At 37.0% G+C, this 20749-nt stretch carries 19 protein-coding genes; all 19 read right to left on the reverse strand.

Annotated elements, in window-relative coordinates; translation table 11 throughout:
* Position 1: 1 nt before the first annotated feature.
* The 19 genes from A3CY_RS20585 to rfbA are packed head-to-tail and all read right to left on the reverse strand — an operon-like array spanning position 2 to position 20746.
* Positions 2–1177, reverse strand: a complete 1176-nt coding sequence (locus A3CY_RS20585) for a carcinine hydrolase/isopenicillin-N N-acyltransferase family protein (RefSeq protein WP_018337445.1) — start codon at positions 1175–1177, stop codon at positions 2–4.
* Positions 1164–2321 (reverse strand): TDP-N-acetylfucosamine:lipid II N-acetylfucosaminyltransferase, encoded by a 1158-nt coding sequence (locus A3CY_RS0108280; RefSeq protein WP_018337446.1) that lies wholly within the window; start codon positions 2319–2321, stop codon positions 1164–1166. The genes A3CY_RS20585 and A3CY_RS0108280 overlap by 14 nt, the downstream gene beginning before the upstream one ends.
* Before the next feature lie 4 nt (positions 2322–2325).
* On the reverse strand, positions 2326–3552 hold the full coding sequence (locus A3CY_RS0108285; protein WP_018337447.1) for a hypothetical protein: 1227 nt from the start codon (positions 3550–3552) through the stop codon (positions 2326–2328).
* A 3-nt stretch (positions 3553–3555) separates the two neighbouring features.
* The gene (locus A3CY_RS0108290) at positions 3556–4629 is read right to left on the reverse strand and encodes a sugar-transfer associated ATP-grasp domain-containing protein (RefSeq protein ID WP_026207451.1); all 1074 of its coding nucleotides are present in this window, start codon (positions 4627–4629) and stop codon (positions 3556–3558) included.
* 5 nt (positions 4630–4634) lie between these two features.
* The gene (locus tag A3CY_RS0108295; RefSeq protein WP_240388134.1) at positions 4635–5486 is read right to left on the reverse strand and encodes a fumarate hydratase; all 852 of its coding nucleotides are present in this window, start codon (positions 5484–5486) and stop codon (positions 4635–4637) included.
* Positions 5487–5498: 12 nt separating this feature from the next.
* Complete coding sequence (locus tag A3CY_RS0108300) at positions 5499–6011, reverse strand: fumarate hydratase C-terminal domain-containing protein (RefSeq protein ID WP_026207452.1); 513 nt, start codon at positions 6009–6011, stop codon at positions 5499–5501.
* 10 nt (positions 6012–6021) lie between these two features.
* Positions 6022–7158 (reverse strand): HpcH/HpaI aldolase/citrate lyase family protein, encoded by a 1137-nt coding sequence (locus A3CY_RS0108305; RefSeq protein WP_018337451.1) that lies wholly within the window; start codon positions 7156–7158, stop codon positions 6022–6024.
* Positions 7159–7168: 10 nt separating this feature from the next.
* Positions 7169–8425, reverse strand: coding sequence for an ATP-grasp domain-containing protein (locus A3CY_RS20590; protein WP_018337452.1), 1257 nt, complete (start codon positions 8423–8425; stop codon positions 7169–7171).
* Between the two features lie 15 nt (positions 8426–8440).
* Positions 8441–9649 (reverse strand): ATP-grasp domain-containing protein, encoded by a 1209-nt coding sequence (locus A3CY_RS0108315; protein ID WP_018337453.1) that lies wholly within the window; start codon positions 9647–9649, stop codon positions 8441–8443.
* A 7-nt stretch (positions 9650–9656) separates the two neighbouring features.
* Positions 9657–10538 (reverse strand): hypothetical protein, encoded by an 882-nt coding sequence (locus A3CY_RS0108320; protein WP_018337454.1) that lies wholly within the window; start codon positions 10536–10538, stop codon positions 9657–9659.
* Positions 10539–10549: 11 nt separating this feature from the next.
* On the reverse strand, positions 10550–11887 hold the full coding sequence (locus A3CY_RS21965; RefSeq protein WP_018337455.1) for an MmgE/PrpD family protein: 1338 nt from the start codon (positions 11885–11887) through the stop codon (positions 10550–10552).
* On the reverse strand, positions 11875–12846 hold the full coding sequence (locus A3CY_RS0108330) for a 2-hydroxyacid dehydrogenase (protein ID WP_026207453.1): 972 nt from the start codon (positions 12844–12846) through the stop codon (positions 11875–11877). The genes A3CY_RS21965 and A3CY_RS0108330 overlap by 13 nt, the downstream gene beginning before the upstream one ends.
* Complete coding sequence (locus A3CY_RS21970; RefSeq protein ID WP_018337457.1) at positions 12837–14087, reverse strand: CapA family protein; 1251 nt, start codon at positions 14085–14087, stop codon at positions 12837–12839. Before A3CY_RS21970 ends, A3CY_RS0108330 begins: the two co-directional genes overlap by 10 nt.
* Before the next feature lie 2 nt (positions 14088–14089).
* Positions 14090–14953: an aldo/keto reductase gene (locus A3CY_RS0108340; RefSeq protein WP_018337458.1), complete on the reverse strand. Its 864-nt coding sequence runs from the start codon at positions 14951–14953 to the stop codon at positions 14090–14092.
* Positions 14950–16059 carry a sugar-transfer associated ATP-grasp domain-containing protein gene (locus A3CY_RS0108345; RefSeq protein WP_018337459.1) on the reverse strand — a complete coding sequence of 370 codons (1110 nt, stop codon included), beginning with the start codon at positions 16057–16059 and terminating at the stop codon, positions 14950–14952. The genes A3CY_RS0108340 and A3CY_RS0108345 overlap by 4 nt, the downstream gene beginning before the upstream one ends.
* Before the next feature lie 11 nt (positions 16060–16070).
* Complete coding sequence (locus A3CY_RS0108350; protein WP_018337460.1) at positions 16071–17183, reverse strand: DegT/DnrJ/EryC1/StrS family aminotransferase; 1113 nt, start codon at positions 17181–17183, stop codon at positions 16071–16073.
* A complete protein-coding gene (locus tag A3CY_RS0108355) occupies positions 17173–18633 on the reverse strand; it encodes a lipopolysaccharide biosynthesis protein (RefSeq protein WP_018337461.1) in 1461 nt (486 codons plus the stop codon). The genes A3CY_RS0108350 and A3CY_RS0108355 overlap by 11 nt, the downstream gene beginning before the upstream one ends.
* Complete coding sequence (locus A3CY_RS0108360; protein WP_155828222.1) at positions 18626–19843, reverse strand: hypothetical protein; 1218 nt, start codon at positions 19841–19843, stop codon at positions 18626–18628. Before A3CY_RS0108360 ends, A3CY_RS0108355 begins: the two co-directional genes overlap by 8 nt.
* 27 nt (positions 19844–19870) lie before the next feature.
* Complete coding sequence (rfbA, locus tag A3CY_RS0108365) at positions 19871–20746, reverse strand: glucose-1-phosphate thymidylyltransferase RfbA (RefSeq protein ID WP_018337463.1); 876 nt, start codon at positions 20744–20746, stop codon at positions 19871–19873.
* Positions 20747–20749 lie beyond the last annotated feature (3 nt).

Genomic DNA, 20749 nt, shown 5'->3' on the forward strand with positions numbered 1-20749 from the left:
ATTATTTTATATATTGATAGTAATGCATTATTTCGTTATTATATTTTCCATAAAAAGTATGCAATTCTTCATCAGAAAAATTTCGTCCTTTTTTTTCAAAAGTTCCAAACATATTTCTCTCTATTCCTCGAATATTGTTTAATAAACCTCTAGAACCGAACAGTAATTGTTTATCAAGTTCTTTTAAATTTCCTTTCTTTATAAACACTCTTCTTTTTAGATGAATAGATTGATCGCAGAGAATACTATTAAGATCCGTATCATTCTTGCTCTGGACATAAGCCGGTAAAATTCGATTGACTTGCAAGGGAACTACAAAGCCGGTTGGAGCCCATCCCAAAAGAGTCCACATGACAGCATTTCTGGGAGATTCATCTACCCGGACTCCCTGAAAAACAACGGATGCAACAGAATATTGACTGGCAATATACTTGGATTCATCAAAATAAGTTGAAGTACCAACATTCTTTCTTAGTTTTGAAAGGTCATGTTTCAGGTCTTCTCTCCGAAATGAACGGCAGATATTATTAAAAATCCATTTTGCCGAAAAATCTTTCTTGCCTAAATGTTCTGCCACAATTTTATTGGCAGTCCGATACCTCTCGATCCCATTTTGTTCTAACATATTTCCCGAGAAAGAAAAGTTCGTCCGCACTAAATATCCATCAGGTGCAACAGACGGATCGTTAACATCAAATTTCGTCCAATTTGTTTCTCCCACTTCATAATAAGCCGCTCCCCCCCCGGCATCAATGGCTCCAAAGTTCGTCGGGACAAACAATTTAATACTGTCCAACAAACACTCGAATTCTTGCAAATTCTTACATTTAGCTAATGCAAGATATATAACTTTAGGAGAACTATATCCCCCATTTTCCCGGTTTCCTAAATTATTGGAAGCGTTACTCGTAATAGCAAGCCCCATTTCATTTATCCCACACCAAACTAAATCTTTTTGCACATATTCACTGTTTACAAGAGTTATAAAATCATACTTTTCTCCATGGAATGATTCAATTCGATTATTTTCATTACCTCCATCCCGTTGTTTCAATAATAAAGGACGACCATCTTTAGTTAATTTCCCCGTAATAATAATGGAAGTGCAACCAAGTAGATCTTCCGGGAAAAGAGAAAAACATATTAAGAGTAAAATCCAGAATCTATTCGTTTTCATACAAAGAATCAAATTGTTTCTGCACATTGGCTTGAACATCTGCCGCATTGTTGAAACCAAGTATTGCATAAAATGTTTTCCAATTGTGGTAAACTTCTTCCCGAGATAAGGGTTTATCAAGTTCTTCCTGATTTAGATCGTCTTCTATTGAATAAATGATATATCCATCTTGTTTAAACTGTTTATAGTCCATGCTATCCTTGAACAAAAACACTTTTACCCCCGTTTTCATACATCCGTTAATATTTCCCACAGCCTGTTGGCGAACCGCTCCAAAAATAGCATGCGTACAATTTCCTACTAATTCAAAATATTCTTTCCTAGGCAAAACTTTTTCTAAATGAATGACTTCTGCTCCTCCGATATTTTTATATTTTCTAAGTATCGCCTTAAAATCTTCATATCCATAATTAATAGGCATTATTATTTTTCTAGTATGCAAGGAACAATGTTTTATCTTCTCAATGACGTCTAAATGATTATCCGTGTAAGTTGCCGAATGACCAACAATAATATCTCCCGCTTGTTCCTTTACAACTGGTTTATACTCTCCAAAACCTCGAACTCCTCTCAACATAAAAGGCTCTGCTCTGAAATATCGTAATTGTTTCAACAAAACATATTCAATTGGAAATACAGTAGAACAATAATCAACTCTTTTAATCCATCTTTTTCTAGGTATATTCCCTCGTAAAACTCCGTAAACACGAGATAAATCCGTCAATAATTTTCTCTTGAGGCAAGGAAAACATCTTCCTGTGACTTTTTTATACAATTTCAAATCCAATAAGGGAGAAACGTATTTATTGGCTTCATATAGATCCTTGCCATATGTCCACCATATCACCTTTTTATCTTCGGATATATATTTATATGATTTATAAGCATCATAAAATAACCCGTGAAAGAAAACGATATTGACCTCCGGCAATGCAAAATATCTGCCCCATTCTTTCTCTGATTTAGTATAAATCAATTTTTCTTTTTGTCGAATCCTTTTAATATCATGCATTTCTATTTTAGGAGCTCGAAACAAGTAAATATTTTTATACCCATCCAGTGCTTCAAATCTCTCGGATATAGAATCAAAAAATAATGTATCACTAACAACATGTAATATTATTTTTTCTTTACCGTCTTGCATATATTCATTTATTTAACAAGGTTTTCAATACACGTTTCGCGTAACACTCTTTCCTGGGTATTATTATATCGAATTTCTGATCGAATCCACATAATCGAAATTCGGAGTATTGATCATCTTTTGTTTTTTCCGACAAAATGCAATTGTACGTATTCTCTATTCGATTATAATATTCCTTATAAAAATCAGCCAAACTTATCTCGCTAAAGGTTGGATCAAAATTTTCATACATCCAATCCTCCAACTCCTCAATTTGTTGCATATAGCCCGTACCTGCCGTATTGTAAAGCCGATTAAAATTGAAATACTTATTTCCTTCTCCCACGTTTATATCAAAAATTTTCTTTTTCAATTCAAAAGACTTATTGCAAATTTCTGCTGTTTGCCACTCCCCTGATTTACACATAAAAGGGGGCAATTCCCGGTTCATTAATACCGGAACAACAACACTGGCAGGGGGATATCCCAACATGACCCAAGCCACACCGCCTTGAAATGCTGCAGAAAAAGTTGTCGTTTTCAACGGAATAAAGATTCCATCAATAAAATAATCTCCAAACGGATTATCTTGTTTTTTCAAATCAATATTTATAAACTCATTTCGAAAAGAACGGGAAATATGATCAAATAAAGATCGAGGGGTGATTATTTTTTCCCTTTCTATTGTTTCATTCATGATTGCTGTTGCTGTAACGCATCGCTCCAAACCTATTCGATTATTTTTATTTCCGGATTGTGAAAAATTAGTGAATGTGATGTGGTTATCTTTTACGTTATTTACATCTATTCTTGTCCATGAAACTTCCCCCACTTCATAGTAAAAAGCATTTCCATCCTTATCAATAATTCCATAATTAGCAGGCATCATCTTACGAGCTGTTCGCTCAAGCATTTTTTCAAACCCTATCGCATTCTCACATTCTGCTAATGCCTTATACATTAATTTCGAAGGTGCTATCTGATTGTTAAAATCTCTTGTTCCCAAATTATATGTTGCAGTATTAATTATCGCAAAACCGGCAACATTCATCCCACATAAAGAACTACATTCGTCTAAACTATGAGAATCAACGACCGAAATAATTCCTTTCTTTCCAAAACGGACACTCGACTCATACTCGATTCTATTTCCTCGATGATTACTTAAGGAAAAAGATATATCCCGATGTTTCAACAATATCGGTCTTCCTGTTTCCGCAATGTTTCTAGAAATGATCGCCCCTGTACACATTCTTTAAGATTTAATTTTCATCAGATCTTCAAACTCGTATCGGAACCCCTGCTCTGCAGGCATTTGTAGTAAAAAAAATTGTCCATAATTATTTCCCTCCACAACAACCCACCCTTTATCTGTAAAAGCCATATCCCAACCGACATATTTGGTTGAAGGCACTATCATTGCCACATTCTTAACTGTTTCCACCAGTTCCTTCCACATGGGAATCTGAAATCCGACAATCTGTACGCCTGAATCCGGGTGTACAATATATTTAAAACATTCTTTATCCTTCCCCGGGGAAGAAACAATACCTGCTTTTATATCTATCGCAGCAAAAATTCCTCCCTGTGATCCATTGTCCACGAAACTTCCAGCCCGTCCCATTCTTACTACAGGATGGAATATTTCGACTCCGTTTTCCGTGATACAAGTTGGTATTCTAACCGTATTTACTGATGAAGGATTCAATTTCGCCATTTCTTCTCTCTGAATAATCTTTTCCTCCAAAATATACCCATGCCCGTCATTATTTTCCATGAGTTTAGTAAACTCTGCCTCCACATCTATTTTGTCAGAAGACAGTAGCAGTACATCTCTACCTCTAGAGAATTCAGCCCTTTTTATCACAACTTCACTATATCGTTTAAAAAAATCTTCAAATAATTCACGATCATTTTCATCTCTCACCAGAACGGCATCCCGCAGATAATATGGCTGAAACGTAATATATGCCTTGTATTTATTAATAAAAGTATAATCATCTTCCCGGTCATTTACTTGATATAAAAGCTTATAGCGCAATCTATCAGTCACATACTGTTCTTTCCCCCTCGGGTTCAAATATTCAAAATTATAAAAAGCGTAATCTTCCGGTAATGCACCATAAATCCAAAAGTCACGCATCATCTCAAAATGAACACGTTTAGCCCGTTCTTTATCTGAGATATCCGCAATCCACGATTTGGTTTGGATATCAATAAAATCATAATTTTTTCTCCTTAACAACTTCCACGCACAAAGAAACAATTTTGAGAACAAAGGACTTTTTTTCAATAAAAATCTCAACAATCGGAAAAACTCTTTTTTCATATTATCTATAATATTACACAAGCCCTTCGAGGTTCAACACAACAACATGGACGAAGGCAAACAATTCGAACCCCACTCGCTCTTTGCGGACCAACGTTCAAAAATGTCGCTAATACACTAACATTTCCTCCTAAGCCTAATGCTCCAACATTCGATTCATTTACTTTTCGGGTAATTTCATTTTCCAACTCACTCTGCACACCATAATTACCATAAACCATGGATTCTATCATCATCGATGTCGCTTCAAATTGAGTGCGACCAATACCAACAGCCAATGTACACGGAGTACATCCCAGTTGTGCTACTGCATCTTTAGACCAAGCGACAATCTCATCTATCACAACATTCACGTTATGCCGATGAAATACACGATAAGTTTTTCCTCTTATCGCGGGACCTCCACCCAACATCAAAACATGTAACCGAAGTATATCTTCATCTATACTTTTTATTAAAACAGGTGCCGGTTGCAAAGCTTGGGGATCATCATCCAAACCACCAGACTGGTCCAATCGTTCACAAGTATTTCCTTTTATCGCCATCGGTCTTCCGGGCAGGCATTTCAAGCCTTCTCTTACCCCCTCTTTTATATTTTCTAATAAATCACCGGTAAGCACATTGTTTTTTCCGATTTCTAAAAAAAGATGCGGAATCCCCGTATCGTCACATAAAGGACTTTTCCTACTCTGTGCAACAAGAGCGTTTTCCAATAATGTTTTTAGCACCCAACAAGACTGTAAATGCCCTTCTTGTTCAATTGCCCTGCGATAGGCTTCTTTCTGATCTTCTCTGAAACCAGAACTTGCCGTTATCAAAGCCTCTTTTACCTTGTCTATTACAACTTGATTCATCATTCACATATCTTGTTACCCGTGATAAATACTCTTACCATGAGCTGCGGCAATAATAGCCGGATATTCAAATACATTCAACGTATAAAAAGCCTCCATCCCTAATTCCGGGAAAGCGATCAATTCCACGCTATTCGTCTGATTTTTCAATAATGCCGTCACGGGAGGCATCACGGCATAAACCGAATTATAATGTTGCAATTCTTTCACCGTTCTCTCGCTAATTGCCCCCTTCCCTAAATGAAGTTTCACCCCAGCCTTTGATAAAATAGGAATAGAACTTTCTATTTCCAACTTATTACTAGACGTTGGTCCCACTCCAGCCGGACTTACGGCCGTATGAAAAATCACACTTCCTTGCAAATTGATTTTAGTATCTTTTATTTGATCACGCTCTATTAAAGAAACTATTTTAGGAAGCACTGCGTCACGCCCGGTGTAAATGTAGCCGGTTATCTTTATCATATCACCCACAGCCAGCAAACGAATTGTTTCATCTGATATCGGAGTATAAACGATTTGTACCATATCTGCCTCTTTATCTAAACAACAATGAATAACATGACTCATCCTCTATAACTCCATAAGCCTGTGCTTTCATATATATTTTTTTAGCCCAACTACGATGAGGCTTTATCTCGTTCATCTTGTTGCAGTTCGCACTTTTCACCACGCCTCCCGACACATTCAGTATCTGCTTAGCATCCTCATATTCCTCTCTAATTACAGCCTGCAAAGCATTCACGTATTTCAGATGAGACGGGTGGATAATTGTTTTTCCGATAAATCCATTCGCTTTATCCAAAATTACCTCTCTCAGCAATCCGTCCACAGCTTCATTTATGATCTCCTCCCTCTTCAAAAGAGAAGTTTGAATATTGTGCTGCGGTATTTCCGTGAATTTCATGTTCTTGTTAGCTAAAAAGTATTCCCAAACAGGTCCGGATACCACATAGTCATTATCTCGACCAAACGTATTCAAAACATCCATCAAAATCTCTCGAACAGTAATCATATCATAGATCGTATAATCGATTCCTCTACGCACGCCAAAACATGACGAAAAATCCGTTGCTCCAACCCTGACATTCAGAATGCTATCCTTATTGGTGTCTATAATATCTTTTACACCTTTCAATTCATCATAACGGCTTTCCTTGAATGCTAATTCCCGACCTTCCAATATCGGCATACCATAAATCAATTCCCCATGCCTATTTCCGATAGCTTTCAACTGTTCGAAATATCCCACTCCGTTACTCGAGTTAAACTTGGGAAAAACAAAACCGGCAAAAATCCTTAAATGTTCTTTTTGGATATGTTTAGAGAAACTTGCAAACTGCTCGGGAGTACGTACTCGGAAAAAAATCAACGGTACATCGTTTTCAGTTATGATCCCTTCATCAATTGCACTTAACAATTTCTCCAAAGTCAAAATAGCATTTTTTTCTGCTAAAGGAATATCTTCCTCTTTGATTGCATCTTCAAAACACATGACCATGGAAGTTAATCCCAACATCTCTTTATTAATGATGACTTTTGCAAAATCCTTTATGGCAGGCATATACAAAGTAGCTCCCAAGCAATATTGCAGAACTTCTTTCGGAGTATTTTTAGTAAATTCTATTGGTTTCTCAACAAATACAAAACCAGAATTGTATAAATGATGACGCATATAAAAATTATTATAGGTTCTTTTCGATTACTGGCAAAGCCATGTCATACATACTTTTATATAGAAGAGAATTTTTGTGACAATCATGTATATCCAAAACATCCAAAACTTTATGCACCTTCTCAAAAAGCACATTCAATGTTTTGCCTTTTACTAGATAAATAGCAACTCTATTTCTATTCGCAACCACTCCGTCTATGAATCTTCCTTTTTCTAGAAAAATTTCAAAATCATCGATAGCCCCCTCCTCTTTCAATTCCTGTAATCCTACAACCTCTTCAAACACACCTTCCTTAGAAAAAAGAAAATTACTCATATAGAACTCTTGGGGCAAAGAATAAGTAATCGGAGTTTTTATGCCCAATATAGAATTCATTGCCGCTTCCAAATAATCGAATCCGGTAATCTCTTTTATCATTTTGTAGCTCCACCCACCACCAATCCTTACGCCAAACTCGATCACGTTAATCTCATTACCATTCATGATTACTTGCATAAATAATGTATTGTTATTTATACCAAAAGCTTTGGAAATCCTTGTGGCAATATCATATAATAAATTACGCTCTGTTTCAGGCAAATTTATCTGAATAAGCGACCCCAACGGAGATGAGATTTCGCCTTCCACAAATTTCAACTTTTGACGGATCATAATTACATCGACAAGTCCATCCTGAATAAAACAGTCAATCTGAAATTCCTTGCCGGGAATAAATTCTTCAACAATCACATTATGACTCGGGCTTAGATTCAAGGCATCTTTTACTGCCATGCTTAATGCCTTATCATTTGTAACTTTCTTCACTCCTTTTGAACCTGTCGTGTCGGAAGGTTTTACGACCAAAGGATAATTCAAATTCACGCTCCTCCCTTCCAATTCTTCATTCACATGAATAAAGCAAGCCGTAGGAATGCAATTGTCCCGCATAATCCTTTTCATTCGCCCTTTATCGGTAATATTTAATGAAGTTTCATAACCATAAGGATAAGATACCCCTAACTTCTCTGCAACATAAGCCGCAGTGGTGATAGCTTGATCGTTGCAAACATTAACGATATATTCCGGCTTCACTTTTCTAGCGACTTCAAGTACTTTCTCTTTATCCAACGTACTTATTTGAATATGCTCATCCGCAACACTTTTTGCCGGAGGATTATCCAGATAATCTATCAAGACTATAAAATACCCCTTTAATTTTAATTTATGAATCAAAGTCCGATGAGGAACGTTGCCACCAAGTACCAAAACTTTCTTCCTGCTATCCATTCTAATTTGTTTATACTATTGAATAATAACTTTTAACCAATCACTCGTTTTATCCATCGTTTCCATTAATTGTTCCCGTGTATCGAATTTTAAAACTAAAGTTCCAATAGTATCATTTGCACCATTAAATGCTTTTATCCCATCTCCTTTCTCGATCCATAAATCCAACTCGACAACCGAAGATTTTATTACCTCCGCAATCTCTATTCGTTCAAATCTACCCGGCTTATCCCCATGTAATATAATTTCTGCCCAAAAACCGTTATACCGAGGCGAGGACATACTTTCTATAGTATCTCCAACAGCTGCTCTTACTGCATTTTTTATCAGATCCTCCCCCGTTGCATATTTAAGCATCTCCGATAACCTATTTCCTCCACCGCGAGGAGATAACTCCATGATATACGGCTTATTATCCTGACCCACTCGGGTTTCTATATTATAGACCGAAGTTCGCATTCCTAATAAAGTTAATAATCTCTGAATCTCATCTTTCAACACATCCTGATGTCCCTGCTCCATCGTGGCAGGCCAACTAAATGCAGATGGCGTATACGGATTCGCAGCACGATCATCAAACCTTTGATCTGAAAATGAAACAAATTTCAATTCTCCATTAACCGAGAATCCGTCAGAATCTGAAGAATATCCTTTTTTATCTATAAACTCTTCAACAATAAAATTTCCCGATAAAGAGCAACTTAATGCTGATTCTACCGCTTCCCGTAACTCCTTCGGGTTGTCAACTCTCGTCACCCCCTTGCTACCCGCAGAATCCGTGGGCTTGATAATAACCGGGAACGAAAAATAATCCATCTCCTCCAATAAAGACTCCAAATCCCGATATCCTTTGGAACGGGGAACATTAAAATGATTTTGTTGAAGAAAAGACCTGAATTTATCCTTATTTTGTAATATCTCAACTGACTTAAACGGATTACCCGGTAACCCCATTTGCTCGGCAACATAAGCTGCCGTAACCACTCCCGGATCAACGGCAAATGACATAATTCCATCGATCTTCAGTATCCGAGCTAATTGAAGAACGGCTTCCTTGTCAATAATACTCACGTTATGATACTCATCGGAATACGCATGCGCAATATTATCCGGTATATAATCACACGTGATGACGTAATATCCCTCTTCATGGGCAGCATTGATTACTGGTACAAGATAGCGTAACCCTCCAAGTAAAAGCAAACGTTTCGGTCTATTGGCCATCGTTCTTTTATTTCGGAGAACAAATTGCTTCGGGATAATAGCTGTCTATAATCCTTTTTACTAGCATGACCTGTTTTGCCCGTTTCTTAGCATCAGACTCTGTCGTATCCCAGCTATGTGTCTGCGCAACCGATCCTCCCGTTTTTAAGTAGATAGGAGAAGCAATCCGAATCATTTCAGGTACTTCGTAATGACGAATAAAACCACCTGAAGATTTAGGATTCTCGGTATGAATATCTATCGGAATATCTATAGCTTGTCTTATTGCCGACAACATCTGTAATTGTATATCACGCACAGGATTTACCGAATTAGCCCCTATACTTTCCAATAACTTTGCAGAACATGGATTCCCATGCCCGGCATGTGCTGACACTTTAAATTTACAATCAAATGGTAGCGCTCCTTCTTGTCTCATTCGGTTTAGCAGCCATAGGCATCCTTCATCATATACCAAAAATGAACGACATCCCAATCGACAAGCCCTTTTGACATCCTCGATAGCTCTCACGATTTGCTCCTGACCTCTCAAACGATATCCCATTCTTTGCCCTTCCTCGGTATGAACGGAGGCACTGGTATCGGTTGTTGCCCTTGGTCCTATCGCTAATATTAATTCTACCTCCCAATGATTGGCATATTCAACCATTTTCTCTATCTCTTCATCCAGAAGGGACATGATCCCCTTGGTTTGAGTAATTCGATGAATTTTTATTCCATACTTATCCAATTCTTCCAGTAAAGCCTTCATTACTCCCGGAGACTGAATTCCAGGCACCTCAAATCTATACTGTCCACCATCTTCAAAACGTTTTTCTGATGTAGGTAAACTATACGCATCTCCAGACGGCATACCTATCTTTGTCAAAAAATCTCTTGTTTCTTTCATGTTGATATTTTTTACAAATTTTCCACGAGAGTCGCAAACTCCATCTCTATTTTAAAAACTGACTCTATAACTCTTTCTGTATCGACAGATGCTTTTGCCAATGCTATAAACTTTGATTTTATCTCCTCTTCTGTCATCGGATTTTCAGGTTCTCCCAGAGGATATTCGACCGTTCGTTCATATTTGCTCCCATTATCCAAGACAATCACGACCCTGGCGGATCGCCTCTCAGATGAAACCCGTGTTAACTCCGGATCCTCAAGTACAGTTATTTTGTCCATAAGGCTAATAACTTCCTTGTCGTTTATCCATTTTTCCTGGAATTCCTCAGTTCCACACTTTTTTCTTAAAACAGATATAGCCAGGCAAAAGGGGATACTCAACTTGGCAGAACTAGTATTTTTTATCTCTTTGTGTTCATGTCCTTTCACTGCCAACTGATATGTATAAACCAATATTTCTTTTATACAATCCGAATTCAAATGTTCTTCCACTGCTATTTGAATTCCTCCTTCTACAATGGGATGGCAATGCCTGCAAGACACGTATGGCTTTAAATATATTTTATGTATTAAATATTCATCTTCCACAGCCAATAGTTTATCCTCATCACAATAACGATCAGACATAACAGCCAAAAAACCTCTCTTTCCGCCCAAGGCATCATCGGGTGCAGCCAATCCTGATTTCCCAATATAAGCAGCCATCAATCCATTAGCAGCCGCCATTCCAGCATTAAAACCTTTCAACTCGGAGGCATCTTCTTGAATTTCCAATACCCCGGAAGAATTTGTAACAGCTACTGATAAAACTCTTTTTAGCTCTTTCTTATCACAACCTAAAGCTACCGCAACCCCAATCGCGGCACCGATACATCCACAAGTGGCAGTCGTGTGATATCCTTTTTTCTTATGATATGGTTGAATGGAACGAGATAATCTTATTGCCGCCTCATACCCAAAAATGATCCCTTTCAATAAATATTTTCCTGAAATAGAAGCATTCTCTGAGGCAGCAAAAACAGCAGGGATAATCGGTGCTGCCAAATGTATCATCCCGAAACGGCAACCATCATCAAATTCAGTCGCATGTGCAGCCATCCCATTCAACAATGCAGCATGATAAGGCATGTATTTATGAGGCATTCCCATAACCGTAGCCCAATCTCTTCCATCTTGGAAATTATATAAATATGCTTCCATGTGTTTACGAAGCATACCAGAGCCATAAATAGCCGTTCCTAAATAATCCAACAAGACATATTTTGTATGTTTATATGTTCTTGCATCTATATCTTGCCTCGACAGACGATACAAGATATCAATAAAACGATCTGTTATATTTTCCATCTATGTTCCTCAATTTCCTCCAATCTTCCTTGCTCGAAAAGTGAAATATTATTCATAGCTTCTCTTATCATACTTGTATAGGAATCACGAGTAATTCCCCCGATATGAGGCGTAACCAGAACATTATCCAGTTTTAAAAGAACATTACCCGAATTCAAAGGTTCCTGTTCAAACACATCCAATCCGGCACCAGAAATTGTACCGGAAACCAATGCCGCATATAGTGCTTTCTCATCTATTAGTTTACCTCTTGCGGTATTGATTATAAAAGCGGTATCTTTCATTGCCAGAAACTCTTCTGCTGAAAATAAATGAGTCGTTTCCTCGGTTAGCGCACAATGTAAAGAAATAATATCCATAGAACTTACTAATGAATTAAATGGCAAATACCTCAAACCCATTGCTTTTTCCTCGTCAACAGACAAACGATTTATATCATAATAATAAATATTTGCTCCAAATACCCTTAAAATTTGTGCGCATTTACGCCCTATACTCCCAAGCCCGACAAGTCCGACATCACGCCCTTTTATTTCTCTATTCTTTATTCCATTTGCCTGTTTCACCCAGATGCCATCCTTTAGTTCTTTATTAATATCCACCAGACGTTTCAGCATAGCTAAAATCAATAGAACAGTATGTTCTGCCACACTATCGGAGTTCACCCCCTTGTTTACATATAATGGAATTCTTTTTTCCTGAAGCTTTCTAATATCAATACTATCCAAGCCAACACCTGTACGCTGTATCATTTTCAATTTTCGAGCGTTCTCGATCACTCCCGCATCAATTGTTAATCGCCCGCTTGCCAAGATATAATCGGCCCATGGAACTTTGTCAAGCAATTCTTCACGAGTTCCTTCGGAAAGAAATAACACGTCAAAACCTTGCGGAATTACACTTTGTATGATCTCCAGTGGTTGTTTATCAACCATATTTGAAATTAAAATTACAGGCACAATTTTTCTTCTTTATTTGTTAATAAACAAAAATCATATTCCCTTTCGACTGGCAGTTCTTGTAATTCTTTGTTGATAAAACGGGAAATTACAGCTAAATTATCTTGTTGCAAAATACGTTTTTGTTCCTCATCTGGCTCACTTTGAAATAGATCATACACCAACTTTACAACACACCCGTTATCCTCGGCACGCACAGATTTCGTCACAAAGAATGTTACTTTCCCAAGGCATTTATTGATCTTGTCCAAGTAGATATTTAGAACCACAGAATAATCAGCATACACACCATCCACGTAATATCCGTCCCTTGGAGTAAAGCAAAAATTACCAAGAGAATAGACACCCAATGTCTGATTGTCATACCATTCTGCCGGTAATACACAGTGGGTATGATTTCCGATAACAATATTTACTCCCGCATCTAAAGCTGTCTGCATTAAATATTTCGTGTACTCTCCCGGACCTTCCCTGAAATTAAATTGCCCGCCTCCATGCATACATAAGACAACAATATCTGATAATTCTTTCGCCTTAGAAATTTTAGACCTTAATCTTTTCACGTAAAATTGGTTATCAGAATTCGTGATTTCCGTTGAAGGGACATTATCCAATACGATTTTGGATCTTTTCACGTCTTTAGAGGAAAATAATTTTCTTTTGATTTTCCTAATGCATTTTTTGATAAAAGATATCTTCTGAACTACCAGCCGATCTTGCCTTCTGAATAAATCTACAAGATAGATATCCTCTCCCTCCAAAAAATGTTTATTAGATCGCGAATTTGTTCCATAAGTGTATGATAGAAATGACACTTTCAGACCATCGAAATCTTTTATTAAAATATGTTCGCTATCTTCCCGGGTCAAATAAGTACCGATATGCTCAAGTCCAAATTCATCCAAGACCTTTATTGTTCTTTTGAGTCCTATTATTCCCCTGTCCAAACAATGATTGTTTGATGTAGTAACCATATTGATCCCAACTTTTTTCAGAGCTTCAGCAAAAGAATCCGGCGTATTAAAATTTATCGCACTTTCAGAATAACCTAATTCTTTACCAGCCAATGGCGTCTCTAAACTGCCACAAACATAATCCGCCTGAATAAACAAATCACGAATACCGGCAAATATCGAATCATAAACATAACAATCTTCTCCTATTCTTGATACTTTATTTTGCATCTCAGAACAAAGAATATCTCCAGTAAAAGTCAAACAAACTTGTTGTTGTCTATCCATGATTATAGATATGCCAAAGTTTTTCTCGGATCACTACCAAAAAATCTATCCTGATTTAAAGAATATATTTTAGTCATCTCTTCCTCGGATAACTCAAAATCGAAAATATGTATATTTTGTACTAACCTTTCGGGATTTTTTGACCGAGGAATGGTGACACAACCTTGCTGAATAATCCAACGCAAAATAACTTGCGCAACCGATCTATTATGATATCTGGCAATATCCAATAATACGGGATGACACATCAACTCTGCTGCAGAAGCTCCCCTAGCAAAAGGAGAATGTGCTTCTATTTGAATTTCATTTTCGTTGCAATATTTAACCAAATCAAATCGATTATTTAATGGATGCATCTCGATCTGATTTACCATTGGGATTACATCCGATATCGTTTTCAATTTTTCTAAATGTGGTTCTAAAAAAGAAGAAACTCCAATAGCGCGGATATACCCTTCTTCATACAGTTTAATCATCTCCTCCCACATATATAAATAATACTTGGGATTAGGCCAATGAATCAAATACAAATCAATATAATCAGTTTTCAATCTGCGTAAAGTACTTTCAAAACATGTCTTCACGGATTTTACCTGCTCTCCTTTCAGATTATTATCAACTAATTGTTTCCATTCTAATTTTGAGGTAATGAAAATATCCTTTCTCTCGATTCCCAGAAATTTTAATGACCAGGCCAAAGAAGATTCATTTTTGTACAACCAGGCTGTGTCAAAATTACGATACCCCGCACGATAAGCATGCTTTACACTTTTGTACATTTTTATCCCACTTAAGGTATGCGTTCCTAATCCGATTATAGGCATTTCAACCCCATTATTCAAAATAACCGTATTACAATCCATCATTTAAAATAATACTTTTCAAACTTTTTCTTTAATCCGCCCGATACCATTTGATGAGCTGCCATTCCCCAATTATCATTACCTTCTATAAATAATACTCCATCTTTTGTTATGGCAAAATCCCAACCAACACTATGAACACCGTAAAACAACTGATGGCATCTAATAGCTTCTTTCATTGCCATATCAAAAAAAGGAACTTGGAATCCGTCAAAAGGGACTCCTGTATCAGGATGTTTATCTATTCGCCCTTCGTAAAGAGAGTAACCATATTTATCAAAATATCCCTGGTCATTTACATTTATAATTACGCCACCATAATGCCAGTTAGAAACCACAGCCTCGCGTGCTCCCATCAAAAACATACATCCCATTAATTCAATATTCCCACTCTTCAAATCCCGAACAGTCGTTATCCGTAAAGAGTTTACCGCATTCGGATATAATTCCGCCACTTTCGAGTGTTGGTTATTTATTCTTTCTTGTATAAAAAAGCGCTGAGAAGAAAGCATTTCCATTAATTCATCCATAGAAATTTTATTCCCGGCATAATACAATTTACCATCTATCATGGATATAGCATATATTCCCACGCCGCCAATCCCATCTAGCGGCTTAAACATCAATTCCATTCCATTCTTTAAGACATCGGCAATATTCACATTACATTTTGAGGCAAACACGAACACATCTCCTTTGTCATATAGGCCAATCGTGCCTGGTACCGGGAACCCTAGCTGTTCCATAAAAATGGCGAAATAGAATTTATCACGTAAAATACCCGTATAGCTATAGATATCTTTCGAAGGATGATTATTTAGATAATCCCGCCTATGCATATACACCCCATAATCGAGATATTCTTCTTGATTCCGCAAACCCTTCACATCAAAACCATACAGATAATAATATTCGTTCATGCGACCGTATTTCCGTATATATTTTTTTTGTTCATTAAAGATTTCCCGCTCAGATTTATGTTCCGAATCAGGGAAATAAGTTTTCCCATAATATTGGGAAGTATAATTCTTTAAATGTTTCACTTGACGAGGATAAACTCGAACACGGAAATATACTTTACGTAAAAAGAAGAGTAACTTATTTTTCATATGTTGTTCATTTAGCGTCTAATGACTGAAAGAACTCGCTCGACATCATGTCGAGAAAGATTATGGTGTATAGGCAAGCAGATAACACTATCAGCTAAATTGGTTGCCACAGGAAGCCTGTCTGCCGAAGAAGATTCCAGTCCTCTATAAGTCGAAAATGTGCTAATTAAAGGATAAAAATATCGCCGCCCCAGTATACCTAGCCCTTTCATTTTAAAATAAAGATCATCACGTGTCATCCCGTACTTTTCGGCATCCACAAAAATGGGGAAATAAGCATAATTGTGTAGGACACCAGGTAGATCCTCAAAGTAAGTAATTCCTCTTACATCTTTCAATACTTCTTTATACCACCCTGCAACCTCACAACGCAAACCAATAGCTTGCTCGACTTGTCTTAAATTCAAAATGCCATAAGCAGCACGAACCTCATCCATTTTACTATTAATACCGGGAGCTACCACTTCTGTTTCCCCGGCAAATCCAAAATTCTTAAGATAATCTATACGCTTCTTTGTCATTTCATCATGACATATAAGAGCTCCACCCTCTATCGTATTAAAAACTTTCGTCGCGTGAAAACTTAATGTAGACATATCCCCCGCTTCCAGAATGGATTTACCATCCACTGTAACACCAAAAGCATGGGCTGCATCATATATTACTTTTAGACCGTATTTATCAGCTATCGACTTTATCTTTTCCGTATCACAAGGATTTCCATACACATGAACAGGCATAATAGCTGTAGTTTTCGGAGATATAGCTGCTTCTATCTTATCCGGATCAAGATTACCATTCCGAGGATCGACATCAACGAAAACCGGTTTTATTCCGTTCCACCATAAAGAATGTGTCGTAGCCACAAAACTATAAGGTGTTGTAATTACCTCCCCCGTAATACGTAATGCTTGCAAAGCCGTCATCAACGGTAATGTTCCGTTTGTAAATAAACTAATATATTGAACACCCAAATACTCGCATAACAATTCTTCTAGCCGTTTATGAAAATCTCCGTTATTCGTAATCCATTTAGAATCCCAGATTTCATTTAAACAAGCTGTAAACTCTTGCAAATTTGGTAACAAGGGAGAGGTCACAGTAATCTTCTCTTTATTTTCCATAACTAATTTTCTCCTTTAAACTCAAAGCTATATGTTTAATTTCATAGTATTCTTCCAATTTGAATAACTCACAGAGTGAAATGACCACAATACCACCAGAAATTATTTGCACGGGCAATAAAAGATAATTAGTCCAAGAAATAAAAGATATTGCCCAAACAACTCCCCCCATGAACAAAGCAATCAAAAAAGCAGGTAATACATCTTTAAACTGATCCGATAAAGAATAATGAATGGCTTTTCCTGCATAAAATCCACTTAAACAAAGACATAACAAATTGGTAAATACGCTTCCCCACAACATCCATTCTATATTTATAAATATACCGAATAATACAGGGATCGCCGCAAATATTCTTTTGACAATCTCTAACCGTAATAATAGACCTGATTTACCTTGAACTTGCAATAAATTGTTATTCAACATCTGTTGTGGATTAAGCATGCCTGAAAAACAGATGATTTGTAAAAAAGAAGCAGCTATCAACCATTTCTCTCCGATCAAAACCAAAATAACTTGATAAGATGCAGCCCCCAAACCTAGCATACAAGTAAATGCAATTAAGGTTGTAACTTTCACGATACGACGAAACCCATCTCTTAATCTTTCAGGATCATTCTCGATCGAACTAAGTACAGGATAACTCACTCTTTGAATAACACTGGCAAAATTTCGGGAAAATATTGTTCGAAATTGATTCGCTCGCGTAAATTGCCCCAATGTAGCCGGGCTATAGCATTTCCCGATAACAAATTGATATATTTCTTCCCAAATTGTATGTATAAGCCCAACGACAAGAACCTTTGACCCAAAACTAAAAAGCTGTTTAAAACTTTGTATGGAAAATTCAAAACGGGGAAACCATTCTCTACTATAAATCCATAAAAATATGGTAAAAAGAATCTGTCTTGAAATTTGTTGTGCAACTAAACTCCAAACACCAAAATCTTTTACAGCCATCACAATACCAACGATCCCGCTTGTTATTGAAGATATACATGATATTTTGGTTTGTGTTTTAAAATCAATATTTTTGGTCAATATTGTTTTTTGTATCAATCCCAACCCATTAATTATTACAACAATCCCCATTACTCGCGTAAGTATAATCAATGAATCATTATTGAAAAAATGTGCTATGGCTGGTGCCCCTATATATATCACGACATATAAAAGAATACTCAACACGATATTGAATAAAAACACGGTATTATAATCTGTATGGGTCGTATTTGTCTTCCTGATTAATGCACTCGAAAAACCACTATCCACAATACTGTTAAATACTGCTATAAAAATCATGATTATTCCAATAACCCCATATTCCGTTGGCGTCAATAATCGAGCTAACACCAACCCCACCAAAAAAGTAATTCCTTGATTTGCCAGGTTATCAGTTAAACTCCAAGCGACCCCTTTAACAGTCTTATTTTTTAAAGAATCAGCCATTCAAGGTCCCCTTTTTATTTGCCGTATATGCCGCTAATATCGGGATCGCCATTAAATAAATATAAAGCCAATATTCTTTCATTACATGGTCCCTTATCATATTAGCAACCACATACAAAATAAATAAAGCCAATCCTGCCCGAGAATAATTCTTTCGTAATACGAAGATATAAAATAACAAAACCAACACGGTCCCCACAATCCCGTTCGTCACCAGTAAACGCCGCCAACCGGCAGAATTATTCCACCAACGACGAGCCAGATTTTCATACATATTCCCAATGCCAAAATATCGATCTTTTGACTCTATAAATCTAGAATAACGATACCTGAAAAACTCTGCATATCGATTATTACCAGCAATATCACCATCATCCGTAATCTCAAGCCGAGACACGATCATCTGATTTACAACATTATCTCCTCTATCTACGCTTATCGCAAAAATCGCACTGCCTGCTAAAACGGTTACTAACAATGTAGTATAAATAATTTTATGCCGAGAATAAATTAGCATATGCAATATCATTCCACCTATTAATAAACCGTATGCAGCCAACGATAACGAGAATAGAATACTTATGAACATAATCATACAATCCCACCGTTTCAGATTAAAACGATTCACGAACAACAAAAAAACACAAGTAGTACCCAAATGTCCAGGTTCTTGAAACATCCCCATAAAACGTGGTACTAATTCTTCTGTATAGCCATCCGATAAAAAGAAATAGTAATTCGTATGGGTATAAAAGACTCCATCATAAGTCGTATAATGAGGCAAGGGCACTCCCGACAAGAACAATACCCAGCCAACAAGAGAAACACTCAAAAGGACACCCAGAGATTTTGAAAAAATCTCCAATAATTTGATCTTAATCTTTAACGTTGAAACAATAATCACAGAACCGACTAAAAAAGTACAGATATAGCGAGATATGGAATCTAAATTGAACTGTACACAAAATGATAGTTGGTACAAACATAATATCCCCAAAAACATACAAAGATTAATCCCTGATGTAGTCACTTTAAAAACACCTCTTTTTTGTACAAATAAAAAGAAACACGTTGTTATAAAAGTAAATAAAGTAATAGAAATTCTTGCCAAAGGCCACGTTAATGACATATTCATTGACATGAAAACAAAAACGAGCACCCCTATTTCAAAAAAAACAAAAGAAGCACCTAAAATCGATCTAGTAGCCATTGTATTTAGTACATCATTTTTATGCTCTTATTCTTCCGCAATCCGTAATAAATATTTTCCATACGGATTGTTAGAAATGATCCTAGCATATTTAATGAGATTCTCCTTTATAATCCATCCCTTCCGATAAGCAATCGCTTCCAGACAAGCAATCTTCAGCCCCTGGCGTTTCTCGATGACCTCAACAAAAGTAGATGCTTCTGCCAAAGACTCATGAGTTCCCGTATCCAGCCACGCAAAACCACGTCCTAATAATTGAACTTTCAGTGCTTCATCTTTAAGAAACTCCTGATTGACTGTCGTGATCTCCAATTCACCCCGGGCTGATGGTTTTATGTTTTTAGCCACCTTCACAACCTGATTCGGATAAAAATACAATCCCACAACCGCATAGTTTGACTTCGGTTCTCGTGGTTTCTCTTCTATCGACAACACGTTTCCCGTCTTATCAAATTCAGCCACGCCGTAACGTTCCGGATCGGAAACCCAATAACCGAAAACCGTGGCTTTATTTTCCTGTTCTGCCGCTTTCACGGCTTCTGACAAGAGTTTTGTAAAGAAACTACCATAAAATATATTATCTCCCAACACCAGACAGGCACTATCATCCCCGATAAATTCCTCTCCGATAATAAAAGCTTGCGCCAGACCATCCGGACTCGGTTGCTCCGCATATTCAAACCGGACGCCATAATCATCCCCATTACCCAACAATCGTTTGAAAGCAGGTAAATCCTGTGGGGTTGAAATAATCAGAATCTCACGTATACCAGCCAACATTAATACAGATATCGGGTAATAGATCATCGGTTTATCATATACCGGCAACAATTGCTTACTTACCCCCTTGGTGATAGGATACAAACGTGTTCCGGATCCTCCGGCTAATACAATTCCTTTCATAAA

Source organism: Butyricimonas synergistica DSM 23225 (genome assembly GCF_000379665.1).
GTDB lineage: Bacteria > Bacteroidota > Bacteroidia > Bacteroidales > Marinifilaceae > Butyricimonas > Butyricimonas synergistica.

What these genes read in the sequence shown, in the direction of transcription:
- A3CY_RS20585 (WP_018337445.1), bottom strand. Translation starts at nt 1,177, where the DNA reads ATGAAAACGAATAGATTCTGGATTTTACTCTTAATATGTTTTTCTCTT.
- A3CY_RS0108280 (WP_018337446.1), bottom strand. Translation starts at nt 2,321, where the DNA reads ATGCAAGACGGTAAAGAAAAAATAATATTACATGTTGTTAGTGATACA.
- A3CY_RS0108285 (WP_018337447.1), bottom strand. Translation starts at nt 3,552, where the DNA reads ATGTGTACAGGGGCGATCATTTCTAGAAACATTGCGGAAACAGGAAGA.
- A3CY_RS0108290 (WP_026207451.1), bottom strand. Translation starts at nt 4,629, where the DNA reads ATGAAAAAAGAGTTTTTCCGATTGTTGAGATTTTTATTGAAAAAAAGT.
- A3CY_RS0108295 (WP_240388134.1), bottom strand. Translation starts at nt 5,486, where the DNA reads ATGATGAATCAAGTTGTAATAGACAAGGTAAAAGAGGCTTTGATAACG.
- A3CY_RS0108300 (WP_026207452.1), bottom strand. Translation starts at nt 6,011, where the DNA reads ATGGTACAAATCGTTTATACTCCGATATCAGATGAAACAATTCGTTTG.
- A3CY_RS0108305 (WP_018337451.1), bottom strand. Translation starts at nt 7,158, where the DNA reads ATGCGTCATCATTTATACAATTCTGGTTTTGTATTTGTTGAGAAACCA.
- A3CY_RS20590 (WP_018337452.1), bottom strand. Translation starts at nt 8,425, where the DNA reads ATGGATAGCAGGAAGAAAGTTTTGGTACTTGGTGGCAACGTTCCTCAT.
- A3CY_RS0108315 (WP_018337453.1), bottom strand. Translation starts at nt 9,649, where the DNA reads ATGGCCAATAGACCGAAACGTTTGCTTTTACTTGGAGGGTTACGCTAT.
- A3CY_RS0108320 (WP_018337454.1), bottom strand. Translation starts at nt 10,538, where the DNA reads ATGAAAGAAACAAGAGATTTTTTGACAAAGATAGGTATGCCGTCTGGA.
- A3CY_RS21965 (WP_018337455.1), bottom strand. Translation starts at nt 11,887, where the DNA reads ATGGAAAATATAACAGATCGTTTTATTGATATCTTGTATCGTCTGTCG.
- A3CY_RS21970 (WP_018337457.1), bottom strand. Translation starts at nt 14,087, where the DNA reads ATGGATAGACAACAACAAGTTTGTTTGACTTTTACTGGAGATATTCTT.
- A3CY_RS0108340 (WP_018337458.1), bottom strand. Translation starts at nt 14,953, where the DNA reads ATGATGGATTGTAATACGGTTATTTTGAATAATGGGGTTGAAATGCCT.
- A3CY_RS0108345 (WP_018337459.1), bottom strand. Translation starts at nt 16,059, where the DNA reads ATGAAAAATAAGTTACTCTTCTTTTTACGTAAAGTATATTTCCGTGTT.
- A3CY_RS0108350 (WP_018337460.1), bottom strand. Translation starts at nt 17,183, where the DNA reads ATGGAAAATAAAGAGAAGATTACTGTGACCTCTCCCTTGTTACCAAAT.
- A3CY_RS0108355 (WP_018337461.1), bottom strand. Translation starts at nt 18,633, where the DNA reads ATGGCTGATTCTTTAAAAAATAAGACTGTTAAAGGGGTCGCTTGGAGT.
- A3CY_RS0108360 (WP_155828222.1), bottom strand. Translation starts at nt 19,843, where the DNA reads ATGGCTACTAGATCGATTTTAGGTGCTTCTTTTGTTTTTTTTGAAATA.
- rfbA (WP_018337463.1), bottom strand. Translation starts at nt 20,746, where the DNA reads ATGAAAGGAATTGTATTAGCCGGAGGATCCGGAACACGTTTGTATCCT.